Annotated in this window: 35 protein-coding genes; 2 read left to right on the top strand and 33 right to left on the bottom strand. The window is 43.9% G+C overall.

What is annotated here, in order from left to right; translation table 11 throughout:
• Positions 1 to 62: 62 nt before the first annotated feature.
• The 33 genes from H8S80_RS10255 to H8S80_RS10095 form a co-directional block, all read right to left on the bottom strand.
• On the bottom strand, positions 63 to 599 hold the full coding sequence (locus H8S80_RS10255) for a bL17 family ribosomal protein (protein ID WP_002604676.1): 537 nt from the start codon (positions 597 to 599) through the stop codon (positions 63 to 65).
• Between the two features lie 94 nt (positions 600 to 693).
• Entirely contained in the window at positions 694 to 1,662 is a 969-nt protein-coding gene (locus tag H8S80_RS10250) for a DNA-directed RNA polymerase subunit alpha (RefSeq protein WP_002604677.1), read from the bottom strand.
• Between the two features lie 117 nt (positions 1,663 to 1,779).
• A complete protein-coding gene (gene rpsD, locus H8S80_RS10245) occupies positions 1,780 to 2,373 on the bottom strand; it encodes a 30S ribosomal protein S4 (protein ID WP_025530789.1) in 594 nt (197 codons plus the stop codon).
• Positions 2,374 to 2,389: 16 nt separating this feature from the next.
• The gene (gene rpsK / locus H8S80_RS10240; protein ID WP_006771855.1) at positions 2,390 to 2,791 is read right to left on the bottom strand and encodes a 30S ribosomal protein S11; all 402 of its coding nucleotides are present in this window, start codon (positions 2,789 to 2,791) and stop codon (positions 2,390 to 2,392) included.
• A gap of 98 nt (positions 2,792 to 2,889) precedes the next feature.
• Positions 2,890 to 3,258, bottom strand: coding sequence for a 30S ribosomal protein S13 (gene rpsM / locus H8S80_RS10235; protein WP_002604679.1), 369 nt, complete (start codon positions 3,256 to 3,258; stop codon positions 2,890 to 2,892).
• A 28-nt stretch (positions 3,259 to 3,286) separates the two neighbouring features.
• On the bottom strand, positions 3,287 to 3,400 hold the full coding sequence (gene rpmJ / locus H8S80_RS10230; protein WP_003497809.1) for a 50S ribosomal protein L36: 114 nt from the start codon (positions 3,398 to 3,400) through the stop codon (positions 3,287 to 3,289).
• Between the two features lie 185 nt (positions 3,401 to 3,585).
• A complete protein-coding gene (gene infA / locus H8S80_RS10225; RefSeq protein WP_002604680.1) occupies positions 3,586 to 3,804 on the bottom strand; it encodes a translation initiation factor IF-1 in 219 nt (72 codons plus the stop codon).
• 36 nt (positions 3,805 to 3,840) lie between these two features.
• Entirely contained in the window at positions 3,841 to 4,107 is a 267-nt protein-coding gene (locus tag H8S80_RS10220) for a KOW domain-containing RNA-binding protein (protein WP_025530788.1), read from the bottom strand.
• Between the two features lie 20 nt (positions 4,108 to 4,127).
• The gene (gene map, locus H8S80_RS10215; RefSeq protein WP_002604682.1) at positions 4,128 to 4,892 is read right to left on the bottom strand and encodes a type I methionyl aminopeptidase; all 765 of its coding nucleotides are present in this window, start codon (positions 4,890 to 4,892) and stop codon (positions 4,128 to 4,130) included.
• Positions 4,893 to 4,895: 3 nt separating this feature from the next.
• Entirely contained in the window at positions 4,896 to 5,540 is a 645-nt protein-coding gene (locus H8S80_RS10210; RefSeq protein ID WP_002604683.1) for an adenylate kinase, read from the bottom strand.
• An 83-nt stretch (positions 5,541 to 5,623) separates the two neighbouring features.
• Positions 5,624 to 6,946 carry a preprotein translocase subunit SecY gene (gene secY / locus H8S80_RS10205; RefSeq protein ID WP_117630720.1) on the bottom strand — a complete coding sequence of 441 codons (1,323 nt, stop codon included), beginning with the start codon at positions 6,944 to 6,946 and terminating at the stop codon, positions 5,624 to 5,626.
• A gap of 1 nt (position 6,947) precedes the next feature.
• A complete protein-coding gene (rplO, locus tag H8S80_RS10200) occupies positions 6,948 to 7,388 on the bottom strand; it encodes a 50S ribosomal protein L15 (RefSeq protein WP_002604685.1) in 441 nt (146 codons plus the stop codon).
• A gap of 25 nt (positions 7,389 to 7,413) precedes the next feature.
• A complete protein-coding gene (rpmD, locus tag H8S80_RS10195) occupies positions 7,414 to 7,596 on the bottom strand; it encodes a 50S ribosomal protein L30 (protein ID WP_002604686.1) in 183 nt (60 codons plus the stop codon).
• A 13-nt stretch (positions 7,597 to 7,609) separates the two neighbouring features.
• Positions 7,610 to 8,119 (bottom strand): 30S ribosomal protein S5, encoded by a 510-nt coding sequence (rpsE, locus tag H8S80_RS10190; protein ID WP_002604687.1) that lies wholly within the window; start codon positions 8,117 to 8,119, stop codon positions 7,610 to 7,612.
• A 19-nt stretch (positions 8,120 to 8,138) separates the two neighbouring features.
• Positions 8,139 to 8,507, bottom strand: a complete 369-nt coding sequence (rplR, locus tag H8S80_RS10185; RefSeq protein ID WP_002604688.1) for a 50S ribosomal protein L18 — start codon at positions 8,505 to 8,507, stop codon at positions 8,139 to 8,141.
• Positions 8,508 to 8,525: 18 nt separating this feature from the next.
• Complete coding sequence (gene rplF / locus H8S80_RS10180) at positions 8,526 to 9,068, bottom strand: 50S ribosomal protein L6 (RefSeq protein WP_002604689.1); 543 nt, start codon at positions 9,066 to 9,068, stop codon at positions 8,526 to 8,528.
• A 66-nt stretch (positions 9,069 to 9,134) separates the two neighbouring features.
• Entirely contained in the window at positions 9,135 to 9,536 is a 402-nt protein-coding gene (gene rpsH / locus H8S80_RS10175; protein ID WP_002604690.1) for a 30S ribosomal protein S8, read from the bottom strand.
• A gap of 23 nt (positions 9,537 to 9,559) precedes the next feature.
• Positions 9,560 to 9,745 (bottom strand): type Z 30S ribosomal protein S14, encoded by a 186-nt coding sequence (locus tag H8S80_RS10170; protein ID WP_002604691.1) that lies wholly within the window; start codon positions 9,743 to 9,745, stop codon positions 9,560 to 9,562.
• A 15-nt stretch (positions 9,746 to 9,760) separates the two neighbouring features.
• Positions 9,761 to 10,300: a 50S ribosomal protein L5 gene (gene rplE / locus H8S80_RS10165; protein WP_002604692.1), complete on the bottom strand. Its 540-nt coding sequence runs from the start codon at positions 10,298 to 10,300 to the stop codon at positions 9,761 to 9,763.
• A gap of 21 nt (positions 10,301 to 10,321) precedes the next feature.
• A complete protein-coding gene (rplX, locus tag H8S80_RS10160; RefSeq protein WP_002604693.1) occupies positions 10,322 to 10,627 on the bottom strand; it encodes a 50S ribosomal protein L24 in 306 nt (101 codons plus the stop codon).
• 13 nt (positions 10,628 to 10,640) lie between these two features.
• Complete coding sequence (gene rplN / locus H8S80_RS10155; protein ID WP_002604694.1) at positions 10,641 to 11,009, bottom strand: 50S ribosomal protein L14; 369 nt, start codon at positions 11,007 to 11,009, stop codon at positions 10,641 to 10,643.
• A gap of 26 nt (positions 11,010 to 11,035) precedes the next feature.
• Positions 11,036 to 11,290: a 30S ribosomal protein S17 gene (rpsQ, locus tag H8S80_RS10150; protein WP_002604695.1), complete on the bottom strand. Its 255-nt coding sequence runs from the start codon at positions 11,288 to 11,290 to the stop codon at positions 11,036 to 11,038.
• Positions 11,291 to 11,355: 65 nt separating this feature from the next.
• A complete protein-coding gene (gene rpmC / locus H8S80_RS10145) occupies positions 11,356 to 11,562 on the bottom strand; it encodes a 50S ribosomal protein L29 (protein WP_002604696.1) in 207 nt (68 codons plus the stop codon).
• Complete coding sequence (gene rplP, locus H8S80_RS10140; RefSeq protein ID WP_025530784.1) at positions 11,549 to 11,989, bottom strand: 50S ribosomal protein L16; 441 nt, start codon at positions 11,987 to 11,989, stop codon at positions 11,549 to 11,551. Before rplP ends, rpmC begins: the two co-directional genes overlap by 14 nt.
• Positions 11,989 to 12,645, bottom strand: a complete 657-nt coding sequence (rpsC, locus tag H8S80_RS10135; protein ID WP_002604698.1) for a 30S ribosomal protein S3 — start codon at positions 12,643 to 12,645, stop codon at positions 11,989 to 11,991. Before rpsC ends, rplP begins: the two co-directional genes overlap by 1 nt.
• A gap of 11 nt (positions 12,646 to 12,656) precedes the next feature.
• Entirely contained in the window at positions 12,657 to 13,043 is a 387-nt protein-coding gene (gene rplV, locus H8S80_RS10130) for a 50S ribosomal protein L22 (RefSeq protein ID WP_002604699.1), read from the bottom strand.
• Between the two features lie 31 nt (positions 13,044 to 13,074).
• Complete coding sequence (rpsS, locus tag H8S80_RS10125) at positions 13,075 to 13,356, bottom strand: 30S ribosomal protein S19 (protein WP_002604700.1); 282 nt, start codon at positions 13,354 to 13,356, stop codon at positions 13,075 to 13,077.
• 19 nt (positions 13,357 to 13,375) lie between these two features.
• On the bottom strand, positions 13,376 to 14,224 hold the full coding sequence (gene rplB, locus H8S80_RS10120) for a 50S ribosomal protein L2 (RefSeq protein ID WP_002604701.1): 849 nt from the start codon (positions 14,222 to 14,224) through the stop codon (positions 13,376 to 13,378).
• Positions 14,225 to 14,376: 152 nt separating this feature from the next.
• Positions 14,377 to 14,676, bottom strand: coding sequence for a 50S ribosomal protein L23 (gene rplW, locus H8S80_RS10115; protein WP_002604702.1), 300 nt, complete (start codon positions 14,674 to 14,676; stop codon positions 14,377 to 14,379).
• A complete protein-coding gene (gene rplD, locus H8S80_RS10110; RefSeq protein WP_002604703.1) occupies positions 14,676 to 15,296 on the bottom strand; it encodes a 50S ribosomal protein L4 in 621 nt (206 codons plus the stop codon). The genes rplW and rplD overlap by 1 nt, the downstream gene beginning before the upstream one ends.
• Positions 15,297 to 15,325: 29 nt before the next feature.
• Positions 15,326 to 15,961 (bottom strand): 50S ribosomal protein L3, encoded by a 636-nt coding sequence (rplC, locus tag H8S80_RS10105; protein ID WP_002604704.1) that lies wholly within the window; start codon positions 15,959 to 15,961, stop codon positions 15,326 to 15,328.
• A 193-nt stretch (positions 15,962 to 16,154) separates the two neighbouring features.
• On the bottom strand, positions 16,155 to 16,472 hold the full coding sequence (gene rpsJ, locus H8S80_RS10100) for a 30S ribosomal protein S10 (protein WP_002604705.1): 318 nt from the start codon (positions 16,470 to 16,472) through the stop codon (positions 16,155 to 16,157).
• A gap of 455 nt (positions 16,473 to 16,927) precedes the next feature.
• Positions 16,928 to 18,286, bottom strand: a complete 1,359-nt coding sequence (locus H8S80_RS10095; RefSeq protein ID WP_002604708.1) for a hypothetical protein — start codon at positions 18,284 to 18,286, stop codon at positions 16,928 to 16,930.
• 292 nt (positions 18,287 to 18,578) lie between these two features.
• On the opposite strand from H8S80_RS10095, the gene H8S80_RS10090 reads away from it, so the two are divergent.
• A complete protein-coding gene (locus H8S80_RS10090) occupies positions 18,579 to 18,833 on the top strand; it encodes a hypothetical protein (RefSeq protein WP_117630719.1) in 255 nt (84 codons plus the stop codon).
• Between the two features lie 78 nt (positions 18,834 to 18,911).
• On the top strand, positions 18,912 to 19,088 hold the full coding sequence (locus H8S80_RS10085; RefSeq protein WP_181987874.1) for a hypothetical protein: 177 nt from the start codon (positions 18,912 to 18,914) through the stop codon (positions 19,086 to 19,088).
• Positions 19,089 to 19,111: the final 23 nt, after the last annotated feature.

Here is a 19,111-nt window from a genome sequence, read left to right as displayed (position 1 = left end):
ATTTTCTTATGTGCTAGCACAACGAAAATTTTCTCTTGACTTTTTTTGACACTGCTCAGTGCTTAGACAAGCTCTAACACCACTTCCATCGCTGCATCGCCTTTACGCTGGCCAATTTTTACGATTCTTGTATATCCACCATTTCGGGATACATACTTCGGTGCGATTTCCTCAAATAATTTCTTCGGGAGATCTACGCTCTTTGTATTTTTCTTCTTTCCAGCAGCTGCCTGCGGTACTTCTGTTACATCGTACAGTACCTTTAACATCTGTCTTCTTGCGTGAAGTCTGGAAGGAAGATCCTTCTTGATTTCTTTTTCTACTTCGTCGTATACGGTAACTTTCTTGCCGTTCACCACTTCTTTGACTCTCTTGCCGTCTTTGTCCTTGCGGGCAACCTTAGCGGTTACTTTAACGGTTTCGAAATTGTCTTTCTCTTTTACGGCCAGAGCAATCAGTCCTTCTGCTACTTTACGGATTTCTTTTGCTCTCGCTTCTGTTGTAACGATCTTGCCATTGTGTAATAATGCTGTTACCTGGCTTCTGATCAGTGCTTTTCTCTGGCTGGAAGTTCTTCCCAGCTTTCTATATCCTGCCATGTCTTATTTCCCTCCATTTGTGGAACGCCGGCGCATGCTTCTTCGGTCTTACTGCATCCTGCGCTTAATCTCCATAAATTCCTGTAACGAGCAATTAGCTGTTCGCGTCATCACTCGGGTTAAGCTGTAAGCCTAACTCCTTTAACTTTGCCAGCACTTCTTCTAAAGACTTGCGGCCTAAGTTACGAACCTTCATCATATCCTCAGAAGTTCTGTTGCACAGCTCTTCTACGGTATTGATTCCGGCTCTCTTTAAACAGTTGTATGAACGTACGGAAAGTTCCAGTTCGTCGATATTCATCTCCAGAACCTTCTCTTTCTCATTATCCTCTTTCTCTACCATGACTTCTGCAGTCTTGGCATTCTCGGATAAGTCGATGAACAGATTTAAATGTTCACTTAACACCTTCGCAGCAAGGCTGACTGCCTCGTCTGGTGCCAGTGTTCCGTTTGTAAATACATCTAATGTCAGCTTATCGAAATCGGTAACCTGACCTACTCGGGTGTTCTGTACCGTCATGTTGACGCGCTCTACTGGTGTATAGATGGAATCAACGGCAATCACGCCAATCGGTAAATCTTCACTCTTGTTTTTGTCTGCGCTTACATAGCCACGGCCCTTTGTGATAGTCAGCTCCATGTAGAACTTACTGTCTGTGCCGCCGCTGAGTGTCGCGATCACCTGGTCCGGATTCATGATTTCAATATCCGGGTCCGCCTGAATGTCAGCAGCCGTTACCACACCTTCGCCTTCAAACTCGATGTATGCAACCTTTGCTTCATTGGTGTCGCTGTTATTTTTGATTGCTAAGCTTTTGATGTTCATAATGATCTCAGTCACATCCTCTTTAACGCCTGGGATAGAACTGAATTCATGCAAAACGCCGTCGATTTTTACCTGACTGACTGCGGCTCCCGGTAAAGAAGAAAGCATGATTCTTCTCAAGGAATTGCCTAAAGTCGTACCGTAACCTCTTTCAAGCGGTTCAACTACAAACTTGCCATATTTCTTGTCCTCAGAGATTTCAGCAATCTCAATGTTTGGTTTTTCAAAATCGAACACTAATAGCCCCTCCTTTTGGGTAATTTGTATCGAGGGTCTTATACTCAAATCCTTGCCCGGAGTACAGTTTCCCATACTCCGGGCGAAAGTTGTTGTTTCTCTTTAACAGACTTTCAATTATTTGGAGTACAACTCGACGATAAGCATTTCATTCACTGGAACATCAATCTCATCTCTTGTTGGTAACTCTTTAACAGTACCACGTAAATTCTCATGGTCAACATCAACCCAGGCCGGAGTTAAACGTCCTGCTGTGGTCTCTACTACATCTTTAAATCTGGCGTTTCCTTTGCATTTCTCTTTTACTTCGATTACGTCGCCAGCTTTAACTAAGTAAGACGGAATGTTTACACACTTGCCGTTTACTAAGATGCTCTTATGGTCAACCATCTGTCTGGTCTCTCTTCTTGTTCTTCCAAAGCCCATACGGAATACTACGTTGTCAAGTCTTCTTTCCAGAAGGATCATCAGGTTTTCACCGACCATACCACTCTGTCTGGAAGCCTTTGCGTAATAGTTACGGAACGGTTTCTCAAGAACGCCGTAGATGAATTTGGCTTTCTGCTTTTCTCTTAACTGCAGGCCGTACTCACTCATCTTTCTGTTTGCTCTTTTTAATTCTCTGTTGGATTTTTTATCTATTCCTAAATAGATTGGATCAAGACCAAGGGATCTACATCTTTTAAGAACAGGAACTCTATCTACTGCCACTGTAATTACCTCCTAATTAGACTCTTCTACGTTTTGGCGGACGACATCCGTTATGTGGAACCGGAGTAACATCCTTGATACTGGTTACTTCTAAACCGCATGCCTGAAGTGCACGAATAGCTGCTTCACGGCCTGAACCAGGACCCTTTACCATAACGTCTACTGATTTTAAACCATGTACAAGAGCTGCTTTAGTAGCAGTTTCTGCCGCCATCTGAGCTGCATATGGAGTAGATTTTCTTGAACCTCTAAATCCCAGACCACCAGCACTTGCCCAAGATAAGGCATTACCCTGAGTATCTGTTAACGTCACGATTGTGTTATTAAAAGATGACTGGATATGTGCTTGTCCGCGTTCAACGTTTTTCTTTACGCGCTTTTTTGTCACTTTTTTAGTAGTGGACACTTTTTTAGCCATTTTAAACTAACCTACTTTCTTCATTTCTTGAATCCTGTTATTCCTGTTTTTAAAACATGTAACGTGATTCACTGTTTTAGTTTCATTAAGTTTAATGCTTATTTCTTCTTGTTTGCTACGGTCTTTCTCGGGCCCTTGCGAGTTCTTGCATTGGTCTTTGTCTTCTGACCACGAACCGGCAGGCTCTTTCTGTGACGAATTCCACGATAGCAGCCAATTTCCTGAAGTCTCTTGATGTTCATAGCGATTTCTCTACGTAAATCACCTTCAACAGTCTGACTGTCAGCAATTACAACTGATATTCTCTTTACTTCGTCATCGGTTAAGTCCTTAACACGAGTGTCAGGATTAACGCCAGCTTCTTTAAGAATGCGGTTTGCACTTGTTCTACCGATACCGTAGACATAAGTTAAGCCGATCTCAACACGTTTTTCTCTTGGTAAATCAACACCTGAAATACGAGCCATTTGTGTAGTACACCTCCATTAATAATTTTTAACCTTGTCTCTGCTTATGCTTAGGATTTTCACAGATTACTCTGATACTGCCTTTTCTCTTAATGATTTTGCATTTTTCGCAAATCGGTTTGACTGATGATCTAACCTTCACAGCAATTCTCCTTTCCGTTATGCGTCCCCAAAATGAGGACATCCAGGTATACCCGCAATGTGTTTTATATAAAACCAACCAGTGCTGCCGTTTGGGCATAATACACCCGGTATTTCAACAAAGTCGCTATAGCATTATAACACTTTCCATATACGAATGCAAGCATTTTTTCCTTGTTTTTACTTTTATTTATCTCTCCAGATAATTCTTCCCTTGGACAAATCGTAAGGGGATAACTCAATGGTTACCTTATCACCCGGTAAAATACGAATATAGTTCATACGAAGTTTTCCGCTGATGTGCGCAAGCACCTGATGGCCGTTTTCCAGTTCTACCTGGAACATGGCGTTCGGAAGCTTTTCCACAACGGTTCCTTCAATTTCAATAACATCTGCTTTCGACATAAAATCTTACCTCCTGACAACCTGTGTCTTTACTCACTACTTTAATCTTTTGATACATTTGATGAAACGAGCGATCTCTTCATCGGTGACTCTCTGGTTTTCCCTGATCTTTTTACCCGGACCGTCCATCTCGCAGGAAACGGTCTCCACATGCTTTCTGTTTTTCTTCTTCGGCTTGTCGAGCGTCCGGTATTTTCCGTCCACCAGATAAACATATTCGCCTTCTTCTCTTAATATGAAGAAAACTTCTTCTTTATCGTGTCCGGCCAGGCTTTTTACAATCGTTCCTGTCGTGATCTCCATACTGTCCTCACTCAAATTCCCTAATGGGCTTCCGAAACCAGGCTTAGAAGCTCCGGTTCGCCTTCTGTAATCAGGACCGTATTCTCATAGTGGGCTGATAACGCTCCGTCCTCTGTTACAACCGTCCAGTCATCATCGAGCCATACCACTTCCGGCGTTCCCGCATTAATCATCGGTTCAATGGCGAGTGTCATGCCTGGCCTCAGTTTTAGGCCGCGCCGCCTTCCGGCGAAATTGGGCACCTCCGGGTCTTCATGGAGATGACTTCCGATTCCATGTCCTACCAGATCCCGTACCACGCCAAAGCCAAAGCTTTCAGCATAGGCCTGGATCGCAGAAGATATATCATTCAGATGATTGCCAGCTTTTGCAAATTTAATCCCTTCAAAGAAACTTTGTTTTGTCACCTCGATGAGTCTGCCTGCTTCGGGGGAGATTTCACCGATCCCGTACGTCCTTGCCGCATCGGAATGGTATCCCTTGTAGATCACGCCGGCATCCAGGCTCACAATGTCGCCTTCCTCTATGAAATGCTTCCTGCTGGGAATTCCGTGAACCACTTCGTCGTTCACCGATACACAGATAGAAGCCGGATAGCCGTTGTAATTTTTAAAGGAAGGGATGCAGCCGTAGCTTCTGATGATCTCTTCTCCCAAATGGTCGATATCCCAGGTTGTCATACCGGGCTTTAAGGCTTTCGCCAGCTCCTCGTGGGTCTTCGCGAGGATTTTCCCGGCCTCTCTCATAAGTTCTATTTCTCTTGCAGATTTAATCGTAACTGACATACATTACGCTCCCAGAACAGCGACAATATCGGAGAACACTTTTTCCATATCCTGTGTTCCGTCAACATTTGCCAGTACGCCGGCTTCTTTATAATAGTCAATCAGAGGCTGTGTCTGATCATGATACACGGACAGACGCTTCTTAACGGTTTCCGGCTTATCGTCATCTCTTAAGACAAGCTTATCACCGCAGACATCACAGATGCCTTCCACTTTGCTGGGTTTATAGACAATATGATATGTAGCACCGCAGCTTAAGCAGGCGCGGCGTCCTGACATACGATTCACGATATTCTCATCCGGAACATCCACATTCACAGCGTAGTCGATCTTCTGTCCTCTCTCATTAAGAGCGCTCGTAAGGCTCTCCGCCTGCGGAATCGTCCTTGGGAAACCGTCTAATACGTAACCATTCTGACAGTCTTCCTTCTGGATGCGGTCCATCAGCATGCCGATCGTCAGCTCATCCGGTACTAAGCCGCCCTGATCCATAAATGCCTTCGCCTTCATTCCAAGCTCGGTTCCCTCTTTGATGTTGAAACGGAAAATATCGCCTGTGGAAATGTGTGGAATCTGATACTTCTCAGCAATCTTCTTTGCCTGGGTACCTTTACCGGCACCTGGGGCACCTAACATGATAATCTTCATCAGCAGTCCCTCCCTGCAATATGTTCATATAGCACAAAGACCAAGAGAAACACGCCATAATGTGTTCCTCTTGGATTTGTCCATTAGTCATTCAAAAATCCCTTATAATAACGTACAAGCATCTGAGATTCGATTGCCTTGATTGTCTCTAAGACAACGCTGACAATGATGATTAAGGATGTACCACCAAATGACAGGCGGCTTACATTGAAGAGGCCGGATACCATAATCGGGATAATACATACAATCGTCAGACCACATGCACCGATAAATACTACGTAGTTCAAAATGGAATTAAGGTAATCGCTGGTTGGCTTGCCTGGGCGGATACCCGGGATAAAGCCGCCTGACTTCTTCATGTTATTCGCTACTTCCAACGGATTAAAGGTAATCGATGTGTAGAAGTAAGCAAACACGATGATCAGGGCGATATAAACCAGCATACCGATCGAGTAGACCGGACGCTCCGGCTTGAACCAGTTAGAAGAATTCAGCATCAGAAGGATATGTCCGCCAATGCTGTCATAGTTAATCCGGCTGCCGAAGAACTGGGCGATAACTACCGGGAATGACATGATGGAGGAAGCAAAGATAACCGGGATAACACCGGCTGTATTTACTTTTAACGGGATGTTGGAGGACTGGCCGCCAACCATCTTACGTCCCTGCATCTTTTTGGAATACTGGACTGGAATTCTTCTCTCGCCATCCTGAAGGACAACGACAAATACCACGATTGCAATCACGATGGCCACGATGATGATGGCAGCTACCGCTGACACTGCAACCGACTTGCCAGACATGAATCTGGTATAAAGTGTAGATGCGTCAGAGGGCAAACTGGAAATGATGTTAAATAACAGGACGATGGAAATACCATTTCCCACACCATTCTCAGTGATACGCTCACCAATCCACATCAGAAGCGCACTACCTGCAGTCATAGTGACTACGGCGATAATGACGCTGATTGCGTTGAACTCGCTTAACAGTCCCTGGCCGCCGAATCCGACTGCCATAGCAATGGATTCAATTAAAGCCAGAGCAACTGTTACGTAACGGGTGTATTCTGCTATCTTTTTTCTGCCGTCTTCACCGTCTCTCTGCATCTCTTCCAGCTTCGGAATCGCAATGGTCAGAAGCTGCATGATAATGGAGGAAGTGATATACGGGGTAATACTCAGCGCGAACACGGACATGTTGGTAAAGGAGCTACCTGTCATGGCGTTAAAAAATCCGAACGCATCGTTATTCTGCTGAGCGAAAAAATCTTTGAAAAATGCTGTTTCTACTCCAGGAATCGGCAGCTGTGAGCCAATTCTAATAACCACCAGCATCGCGAACGTATACAGAAGTTTCTTTCTGATGTCCTTGATCTTGAATGCATTACGGAGCGTTTTTAACATATTAGTTCACCTCGCAGGTTCCACCTAAAGCCTCGATTTTGGTCTTAGCGCCTTCGCTGAAAGCATCTACCTTTACTGTAAGCTTTTTGGTTAATTCTCCGTTTCCAAGGATCTTAACACCATCGCGCGGATTCTTAACAATGCCGCTCTCCAACAGAGTCTCAACTGTAACAACAGTATCGTTTTCGAACTGCTCTAAAGCACTAACATTGATTCCAATGATAGTCTTGGTATTTCTGTTTGTGAAGCCTCTCTTAGGAATACGTCTGTATAAAGGCATCTGACCGCCTTCAAACCCTGGTCTCGGAGCACCAGAACGAGCTTTCTGTCCTTTATGGCCCTTACCTGCAGTCTTACCGTTTCCTGAACCATGGCCACGGCCTCTTCTGAAGCTATCGCTGTGTTTGGATCCTAATGCAGGCTGTAAATTTGATAATTCCATCGTTTGCACCTCCTTACTGTTTTCCTTAAATTTCTTCAACTTTTACTAAATGTCTTACATTCTGGATCATGCCTCTTACAGCACCGTTATCCGGCATCTCAACTGTCTTATGAAGCTTCTTTAAGCCTAAAGCTTCAACGGTAGCTTTCTGTTTCGGAACTGCGCCGATCGGGGATTTCACCAATGTGATTTTTAATTTATCTGCCATTTTCTTATCCTCCTTAGCCTAAAATCTCTTCTACAGATTTGCCGCGAAGCTTTGCAACTTCCTCAGGAGTCTTTATCTGAGTCAATCCTTCGATTGTAGCCAAAACTACGTTTGTCTTGTTGTTGGATCCTAAAGATTTTGTACGGATATTCTTAATTCCCGCAAGCTCCACTACCGCACGGGCAGGACCGCCTGCGATGATACCGGTACCTTCCGGAGCCTTCTTAAGAAGTACAGATGCGCTTCCGAATCTTCCGGTTAAATCATGAGGAATGCTACTGTTCTCATCAATCGGAACAGTTACCATATTCTTAACTGCAGCCTCTTTACCCTTACGGATTGCTTCCGGAACTTCGCCGGCTTTGCCAAGGCCTGCACCTACGTGGCCATTGCCATCGCCTACGACTACTAAAGCAGAGAATCTCATAGTACGTCCGCCTTTTACGGTTTTCGATACTCGCTTGATAGCAACTACTTTGTCGTTTAATTCTAACTGACTTGCATCAATAATTGTATGTTTCAACGCCCTATTCTCCTCTCTACTAGAATTCCAGACCAGCTTCTCTGGCTGCGTCTGCTAATGCCTGAATCTTGCCCTGATATATGAAGCCGCCTCTGTCAAATACAACTTCCTTGATTCCCTTTTCGAGAGCCTTCTTGGCAACTACTGTACCTACATATGCTGCAGCATCAACGTTGTTAGTTTTCTCTAATTCAGCCTTTACTTCCTTATCAACTGTAGAAGCTGAGACTAAAGTTTTACCAACTGTATCGTCAATAATTTGAGCATACATATGATTATTACTTCTGAACACAGCTAAACGCGGTCTTTCTGCAGTGCCTGCAAAACGATTACGTAATCTGGTGTGCTTCTTCACGCGAACTTCGCTTCTTGACTGTTTGCTAACCATTTTTACACTCTCCTTAAATTATTTCTTACCAGTCTTACCAACTTTACGTCTGATAACTTCATCAGCATATTTGATACCTTTGCCCTTATACGGCTCAGGTCTTCTCTTGTCTCTGATTTCAGCAGCGTACTGGCCTACTTTTTCTTTATCGATACCTTTTACAATGATGACGTTCTGGCCTTCCATTGTGGACTCCAGACCTTCCGGATCTTCCATCTCAACCGGATGAGAATAACCGAGGGAAAGAACAAGCTTCTTACCCTGCTTCTGAGCTCTGTAACCTACACCATTGATTTCCAGTTTCTTCTCGTAACCAGCGGTTACGCCAACGATCATGTTGTTGATCAGTGTTCTTGTCAGACCGTGTAAAGATTTCATCTTCTTTAAATCACTGGGTCTTGTAACGATGATCTGGCCATCTTCTTCTTTGATGGACATCTCAGCCGGTAATACTCTTTCCAGAGTTCCCTTTGGACCTTTTACAGTCACTTTATTATTTTCTGCGATTGTGACAGTAACGCCTGCCGGAATCGCGATAGGCATTCTTCCTATACGTGACATGCCGTGTACCTCCTTAAATTTTCGGAAAAAGCGTCTGCGCCTCTTCTGTTTTCAGTAGTTCTTAAATTACCAAACAAATGCCAGCACTTCTCCGCCTACGCCGAGTTCGCGTGCTGCCTTATCGGTTACAACGCCCTGGTTTGTGGAGATGATAGCTATTCCTAAACCACCCAGAACCTTCGGTAACTCTTCCTTGTTTGCGTATACACGTAAACCAGGCTTGGAGATTCTCTTGATACCTGTGATGATTTTTTCGTTCTTGTCTTTGCCGTATTTTAAGGTGATTCTGATTGTCTGGAATGCACCGTCTTCTACGAGATCATATTTCTTAATGTAGCCCTCTTTTACAAGGATATCAGCAATAGCTAATTTCATCTTGGATGAAGGTACATCTACTGTATCGTGTTTGGCAGTATTTGCATTACGAATTCTTGTAAGCATATCTGCGATTGGATCGCTCATTGTCATTTTGAATTGCCTCCTTCCTTATTTTACCAGCTTGCTTTCTTAACGCCTGGGATCTGACCCTTGTATGCTAATTCACGGAAGCAGATTCTGCAGATACCGTATTTTCTTAAATAAGCATGTGGACGTCCACAGATTCTGCAACGGTTGTATTCTCTGCTGGAGAATTTTGCAGGTCTCTGCTGTTTAATCTTCATTGAAGTCTTTGCCATGGAATATTCCTCCTGTTATTTTGCAAATGGCATATTGAATAATGTCAAAAGTTCACGGGCTTCTTCATCGGTCTTAGCGGTAGTAACGAAAATGATGTCCATACCTCTGACCTTGTCAACTTTATCGTACTCAATTTCAGGGAAAATAAGCTGTTCCTTGATACCAAGGGCATAGTTTCCTCTGCCGTCAAAAGCGTTAGGATTAACACCCCTGAAGTCACGTACACGAGGTAATGCAAGATTGATCAGACGATCTGCAAACTCATACATTCTCTCACCGCGTAATGTAACCTTACAGCCGATTGGCATGCCTTCTCTGAGTTTGAAGTTAGCAATAGATTTCTTTGCCTTTGTTAAGACTGCCTTCTGTCCGGAGATGATTTCTAAGTCTCTGACTGCAGAGTCTAAAACCTTGGCATTTTCCTTTGCTTCGCCAACACCCATGTTGATGACGATCTTATCTAACTTCGGCACTTCCATGATGTTCTTATAACCGAATTTCTTAATCATAGCTTCTACGATTTCGCTCTGATATGTTTCTTTTAATCTAGCCAATTTTTATTCCTCCTCTCCGAATTAGTCAATCGCTTTTCCGGTTGTTTTGGCAACACGGACTTTTTTGCCGTCTTTTACTTCGAAGCCGACTCTGGTTGCTTTTCCGTCTACAACAAGCATTACGTTGGAGATATCAAGCGCAGCTTCTTTCTGAACAATACCACCCTGTGGGTTGCCAGGGCCTGGCTTTACATGCTTTGTAATCATGTTGCAGCCTTCAACCAGAACTTTGTTGTTCTTTGTATCTACATGAAGAACTTTGCCCTGTTTATCTCTATCTTTTCCTGCGATAACCTTTACCAGGTCATCTCTCTTAATTTTATGCACAGTCGACACCTCCCTATAATACTTCTGGAGCTAAAGAAACAATCTTCATGAACTGTTTCTCTCTTAATTCTCTTGCAACCGGTCCAAAGATACGAGTTCCTCTCGGAGTCTTGTCATCTTTGATTATTACTGCAGCGTTCTCATCGAACCTGATATAAGAACCGTCTTTGCGGCGGGCACCTTTTACAGTACGCACAACAACGGCCTTTACTACGTCACCTTTCTTTACAACACCGCCTGGTGTTGCATCCTTAACGGTAGCGACGATAATATCACCAATATTAGCATATCTTCTTGTAGAGCCGCCCATAACACGGATACACAGTAATTCTTTCGCACCGGTATTGTCGGCAACCTTTAACCTGGTCTCCTGCTGAATCATGCCTGTTACTCCTTCCTGGAAATAATTTATTTCGCTTTCTCGATAATCTCAACAAGTCTCCATCTCTTGTCCTTGGACAGCGGTCTTGTTTCCATTACTTTTACTGTATCGCCCATGTTGCATTCGTTGTTTTCGTCATGAGCTTTTAATTTATACGTTCTCTTTACGATCTTGCCGTATAAAGGATGTTTTACATGGTCTACGATAGCCACAACGATGGTCTTATCCATCTTATTGCTGACTACCTTGCCCGTACGGGTTTTTCTTAAATTTCTTTCCACGCTACGTTACTCCTTTCAATGTTACACACGGTCGTGTGTGTCATACTGAGATGAAAAATATCTACTTAAGCCAGTCTAGCCTTCTCTGTCATAACAGTCTGGATTCTGGCAATGTTCTTACGAACTTCTTTGATTCTGCTGGTGTTATCCAGCTGATTCGTTGCGTTCTGGAATCTCAAGTTAAAGAGCTCCTTCTTTGCAGCTACTAATTCTTCGTTCAGCTCTGTGACTGATTTTGCCTTTAATTCTTCTACATATTTATTCATTTTCACTGTTATCACCGCCTTCTAAATCTGCTTTAGCAGCAATCTTACATCTGCATGGTAACTTGTGCATAGCAAGACGTAAAGCTTCACGAGCCAGGTCTTCAGGTACTCCAGCGATTTCAAATAATACACGGCCTGGTTTTACTACTGCTACCCAGTATTCCAGAGCGCCCTTACCGGAACCCATACGGGTTTCTGCTGGCTTTGCTGTTACAGGTTTATCCGGGAAAATCTTGATCCAGACTTTACCACCACGCTTAATGTAACGGGTCATGGCAACACGGGCTGCCTCGATCTGGTTCGATTTGATCCAACATGGCTCTAAAGCGACTAAACCGTATTCACCATTGCTGATTGTATTGCCTCTTAAAGCCTTACCAGCCATGGATCCACGGAACTGTTTACGACGTTTAACTCTCTTAGGCATTAACATTATTTACCGCTCCCTTCCCTATTTCCTTTAGTTGGAAGTATTTCGCCTTTGTAGATCCATACCTTAACGCCAACTTTGCCGTAGGTAGTATTTGCTTCAGCGAAACCATAGTCAATATCTGCTCTTAATGTCTGTAACGGAATCGTTCCCTCGCTGTAGAACTCTGTACGAGCCATATCAGCGCCGCCAAGACGACCTGCGACTGCAGTCTTGATGCCTTTGATTCCTGACTTCATGGAACGGCCCATAGTGGACTTCATAGCACGACGGAAGGAAACACGGTTCTCTAACTGCTGTGCGATGGATTCAGCTACTAACTGAGCGTCTTTGTCAGGTCTCTTAACTTCTTTGATGTCAACAAATAATTTCTTATCTGTCATCTTCTGAACTTCTGCTTTTAATTTCTCAATTTCAGAACCACCCTTACCGATAACGACACCCGGTTTTGCAGTGTGGATAATAATTTTAACACGGTCAGACGCTCTTTCAATCTCGATATCAGATACGCCGGCACTGTATAATCTCTTCTTCAGGTATGTTCTGATCTTGTAGTCTTCTACTAAATTGTCTGCAAAGTCAGCTTCTGCATACCACTTGGAATCCCAGTCTTTAATAACACCGACTCTTAAGCCGTGTGGATTAACTTTCTGTCCCATTATTTGCCTCCTTATCTTTCATTAAGCACGATGGTGATGTGGCTCATTCTCTTCTCGATTCTATAAGCGCGGCCCTGTGCCCTCGGTTTTACTCTCTTCATTGTCGGTCCTTTGTTTGCGTAGCATTCTTCTACGTAAAGTTTGGACGGATCCATACCGTTGTTATTCTCAGCATTCGCAATCGCTGATTTTAATAACTTTTCTATTAAAGTAGAAGCATATCTGGGATTGTAAGTTACAATACCAAGTGCTGCCTGTGCATCTTTGCCTCTGATGGCGTCTAATACGAAGCATGCCTTCTGAACAGAAACTCTGGCATAAGATAACTTTGCTGACGGTCTTGTGTCCTTCTGAGCATTTCTTTCTCTCTTAATTTGGGTTCTATGTCCCTTAGCCATTGGTGAAGCCTCCTTTCAACTAATCAATCTATTACTTACGTCCGGATTTCTTCTCGTCTTTGCCATGACCTCTGTAGGTTCTGGTTGCAACGAATTCACCGAGTTTATGTCCAACCATATCTTCTGTAACATATACCGGAACGTGCTTTCTTCCATCATGAACTGCAATTGTGTGTCCAACCATCTGTGGGAAGATGGTAGAACGACGGGACCAGGTCTTAATTACCTGATGCTGTCCTGCTGTGTTCATAGCATCAATTTTTTTCAGTAAAGACGCATCCGCGAATGGTCCTTTTTTCAGTGAGCGAGCCATAGGTTCTAACCTCCTTCAATTATTTAATGGTCTTTCCATCTCTTCTTCTAACGATTAACTTGTTAGACTGCTTGTTTTTCTTTCTGGTCTTTAAACCAAGAGCAGGTTTGCCCCATGGTGTACACGGACCTGGACGGCCGATACCGGTCTTTCCTTCACCACCACCGTGTGGATGGTCGTTCGGGTTCATAACGGAACCACGTACAGTAGGTCTGAAGCCCATATGGCGCTTTCTACCAGCTTTACCAATGTTGATAAGGGAGTGATCTCCGTTGCCTACAACGCCGATTGTAGCTCTGCAGTTGATCGGAACCATTCTCATCTCGCCTGAAGGTAATCTTAAGGTTGCATACTTGCCTTCTTTAGCCATTAACTGAGCAGAGTTTCCAGCGGAACGAACCAGCTGACCGCCCTTGCCCGGATAAAGTTCGATGTTGTGTACCTGTGTACCAACCGGGATCTGGCCTAATGGTAAACAGTTACCAATTCTTGCCTCTGCATTCTCGCCGCTCATGATCTTCATGCCGTCTGTCAAACCAGCCGGTGCGAGGATATAAGACTTTGTACCATCTGTATAGCAGATTAAAGCGATGTTAGCAGTTCTGTTCGGATCGTACTCGATGCCGATTACAGTTGCCGGAATGCCATCTTTGGAGTTTCTCTTGAAATCGATGATTCTATATTTTCTCTTAGCACCGCCGCCGCGATGTCTAACAGTGATCTTACCCTGATTGTTACGACCAGCCTGCTTGTTCATTGTAGCGCTGATTAAGGACTTCTCTGGAGTTGTCTTTGTAATCTCGCTGAAATCAGAACCAGTCATATGTCTTCTGGAAGGGGTATATGGGTTATACTTTTTGATTCCCATGTTGTAACTCTCCTTTCTTGCTAAAAGCACTTATACATGAGCCTCTGTTATCATGGCCCGCAAATGCTTCAACGCCGCCTGGCGTTTCATTTTATCGTGATATAATGTTCATCACATAGTTTAGGACCAATACTGCCGTAACGGCGAATATCCTACAGTCCTTCGAAGATTTCGATATCCTTGCTGTCAGCAGTAAGCTGAACGATCGCTTTCTTCGTCTTAGCTGTCTTACCGAAGGTCATTCCTCTTCTCTTGGTCTTTCCTTCTAAGTTCATGGTGTTCACGCTGGCAACCTTGGTTCCCGGGAACATCTTCTCGACAGCTTCTTTGATCATGGCCTTGTTTGCATCCGGATGAACAGTGAAAGTATATTTCTTGGACGCCATAGCGTTCATGCTCTTCTCGGTTACGATCGGCTTCTGGATTACGTCAAAATATTTAATATCTGCCATTATGCGTACACCTCCTCGATTGCTGCAACAGCAGTCTTGGTAGCAACAACTGTGTTATATTTTAAGATATCGTATACATTGATCGTGTTAACAAAAGCAGTCTTAACAGCCGGAATATTCCTTGCGGACTTCACTGCGTTTGCGCTGTCATCGCCAACAACAACAAGTGCTCTGGATACCTTTAAATTATTCAATACGTTCTGGAACTTCTTTGTCTTGATTTCGTCAAACTTTAACTCGTCAACAACGATGAACTTGTTCTCGTTCACTCTGCTTGTAAGGGCAGACTTTAACGCAAGCTTTCTTTCCTTCTTGTTCAGTTTGATCGTGTAATCTCTTGGTGTTGGAGCAAATACTACTCCGCCGCCTGTCCACTGTGGAGATCTTGTTGAACCCTGTCTTGCATGACCGGTTCCTTTCTGCTTCCACGGTTTTCTTCCGCCGCCGGATACTTCAGAGCGAGTTTTCGCTTTCTGTGTGCCCTGGCGCTTATTAGCAAGCTGGCTGACAACTGCTAAGTGTACAAGGTGCTCATTTACATTCACACCAAACACAGCATCGTTTAACTCTAATGTGCCAACTTCATTACCTTCCATATTGTAAACAGATACGTTTGCCATCTGTGTGTTCCTCCTTTCTTATAAAAGCATTAAACTGCTGCTTTTACTGTTTCCTTGATTGTTACTAAGGACTTCTTCGGTCCTGGTACAGCGCCCTTAACCAGAATTAAGTTGTTCTCTGCGTCGATCTTAACGATCTCGAGATTCTGGATTGTTACGCGCTTGTTACCCATCTGTCCAGGCATCTTTTTGCCCTTGAATACCTTGCTCGGGTCAGAACAGGAACCGTTGGAACCTGCATGACGATGGAATTTGGAACCGTGAGCCATAGGTCCTCTGGACTGTCCGTGTCTCTTAATAGCACCCTGGAAACCTTTACCTTTGGAGATTGCGGTTGCGTCGATCTTATCGCCTGCAGCGAAGATGTCTGCTTTGATTTCGTCCTTAACGGAATACTCGGAAGCATTCTCGAACTTGAACTCTCTTACGTATCTCTTGTAAGATACACCGGCCTTATCAAAATGGCCCTTAAGCGGCTTGCTTACAAGTTTTGCTCTCTTGTCAACAAAACCAACCTGTACTGCATTGTAACCGTCGTTCTCAGCTGTCTTAACCTGTGTTACTACACACGGGCCGGCTAAAAGAACTGTTACTGGAGTTAATACTCCGTCCTCATTGAAGATCTGTGTCATTCCGACTTTGGTAGCTAATATACCCTTCTTCATGTTTTTACCTCCTGTTTGTTAATTCTACAGCGGATTGCCGGGATTAAAGATCCCTTCTGCAATCATCCTAGAACAGTCCAATATAAGTGGAACACTATGAGTCCCTCTCACCGAGGTCCGGCGGAATGGTGTGTTGCTTCTATATCTAAACCCTTCAGGATATTACCTTATTAATTGATGCGATGAAGAAAAATTATTTGTTCTTCATCTTGATATCAATGTATACACCGGCCGGCATTTCCAGTCTGGATAATGCGTCCACAGTCTTCTGACTTGGTGTAATGATATCGATGAGTCTCTTGTGCGTTCTCTGCTCGAACTGCTCTCTGGAATCTTTGTACTTGTGAACTGCACGTAAGATAGTTACCACTTCTTTCTTCGTTGGTAACGGCACCGGTCCGCTCACCTGTGATCCTGTTTTTTTCACAGTGTCGATGATTTTGCTTGCAGACTGATCAACTAACTGATGATCGTACGCCTTTAATGTGATTCTCATTACTTGACTTGCCATAAAAAAAGTCGCCTCCTTTTCGCACTTAGTAGAAGTACGACAAGCGGTGACTGTACACGTTCCCGTGTGTGTCCTCCAGGACCCCACACTGATTTTCCGTTTTTTTGAAACAGAATTCTTTAATTGTACAGTGACTTGTCGCCAGTTTCCTAACTTGACATTCGCTCCACGGAAAACCTGCCTCTTGGACAGCAACCTCACGCTTCACAGCTATCATGCCACAGCCTTTACAGGATAGCACACTTTTTTTTACATTGCAAGCATTTTTTTCTTTATTTCTTAATTTTTTTTATTCGATGGCTGATCTGCCGCTTTTGAGGGGTTTTACAGTGTTTCTTCCTATTAGTAATAGCTATTTTATAATCGTTCTGAGGAGACAGTGAAAAATACAAAAGCAGGATCAGAACCATCCCTTTGGCTCCAATCCTGCTTCCCTGTCATTCTTCTTAAATTTTTTATTCTTTCCAAACCGGTTCAATCGGATCCCGGTAGCTCCCGGAGGCGTCTTCGTCATCCACCTTCGTAAGCGATCCGCTGCTGCTCGTCTTGTACTTCACACCGTCCGCGTTCTTGACCGTCGTGTTCTTAGCCACCTTGCCCGATGCATTCACCACATAGGTCGTGTAGCTGTTTCCGGCCGGGATGGTAATCGGCTCATATCTGACGCCGTCCTCCGCCCGCTGCAGCTTGCCCATGTAATAGAGGTATCCGTCTTTAACGCCGGTATAGCCGCGGCCGCTGTCGCTGAAGTAATACGTCTCTTCATCGCCGTCGCCCTCGGTAACCTTGATCTTTCCCTTCTGCATGGTACTCGTCTTCTTGTCACCAAAATAATAGGAGGTATACTCTGAAGTACTTCCAATCCGAACCTTCTGAAGACCGTAGACCGGATTCCCTCTGTCATTGAACAGATACGTCTTTCCGTTGATCTTTGTTAAGTTCTGTGTTGTGGCCTCTCCTTCCTTCGGTCCTGCCTTTGGCGTTCCGTTGCTGGAAAAATAAAACCATTCTACATCACCTTCGTATCCGCTTAAATCCTCCGGCGGTTCGATCGAATACCAGCCGGTCCTTAACTTTCCGCTGGAATCGTAATACTTATAATTCTGAATGTCATAATCTGCGTTATCAACCCCGACATTCTTCCAGCCTGTCTGAAGCGCGCCGTCCGAATCGAAGCAGTACGCTACGCCGTCAATCTTATAAGTACCGTAATCTCCGCTGGTTTCCTTCGGCATATACTTTTTGCCGCTGTCACTGAAATAATACCAGCGCTTTCCGTCGTCATCCTCGTCTCCAGGGGACACACGGTCCGGATCGTAATCACTGTCCGGCGGAAACAGCTTCTGCCAGCCTGTCCTCATTACGCCATCCGTACCACAGTAGTACATGTTATCCAGAACCCATCCAGTCTGCATCTCACCGTTAGAATCGAAATAATACCATTTATTATTAATCTTGGACCAGTTGTCCATAATCGCTTTTCCGCTGCTTCCGAAGTAATACCACTTATACTCGGAGCTGCCGGACTCCTGAAACTTCATCCACTTATCCGTTACCAGAATCCCGTTAGAATCCATATAATAAGTATTATCTACCCATGTATTGACGGCCATTTCGCCATTGCCGTTCAAATATCTCCATAAGTTGTCCGCGCCTTTTTTCCACACATTGGTCACTTTATATCCGTTGGAATCATAGTATGACCAGGTGTTTCCGGACTGCGCCCATCCCTCCGCTGCCCATGCGCTCATGGTGGCAGTTCCTAATGTCAGTACCGCAGCAACTGCCAGCACAACGAAACCTTTTTTCTTCATATTGTCACTCCTTACAGGATTCTCCTTTTTACACTATTCATTGTAGCAATTTATCTGAAATTATTCAACTATTATTATCTTTCAATTCTATTACGATGCCATTTCTTTTTTATATCGTATAAAAGAAGGATTATGATATTAAATATCTGTTTTTCATCGAATATCTGTTTGTATTTTACTCATTCTAAAATTTTTTAGTATCAGAATAGTATCACAGAAGTGTGTACTTTCCATATTCTTCCACTACCATTCTGTCCTCGTAGGTGTATATTTAGCCTAAGGGGATGATGATATGAAAGGGAAAAGAAGATCTATTTTTAAGCGAATAAGATATTTTCTAACACGGCAAGTAAGACTGGACGCTCGGCAGCTAGATTTTATGCAGGAGCACCCAGAGATCGCATCAGACGGAGATCTCGAAGCACCACCAGGAGAATTTCAGAAGATTATGGAGGAGATGGAACGAAGAGGTATCAAACCTGCTGTCAAAAGGCAACTCAAGTTGAAACGTCTACTTGAAAAACTATTCAAAAGAAATAGCCACTGACTTCGGCCAGTGGCATTTTTTAACTATTGTTTTTCGAACATTTGTTTGCTATGATAAAAGAAAAAAGGAGATAGTAAAATGGCAAGTATATGCACCCTGGCTGAAGACATTAATCAGTGCCAGTACTATTATAAGGAAACTTGCGGCTGTGGGAAACCAGAGCAGAAGTGCCTCTTTCTCGAGATTGAACCACAAAAGGCAAAACCAGAGCAGATGGAGCGCCGGGTGAAGTGGTACGAGAAATACTATGAGTAACGATAGGACGGCAGGGCGGAGCT

It is taken from the genome of Hungatella sp. L36, from assembly GCF_014288035.1.
Note: the sequence above shows the minus strand (reverse complement) of the source record. Positions and strands in the feature narration are given on the sequence as shown.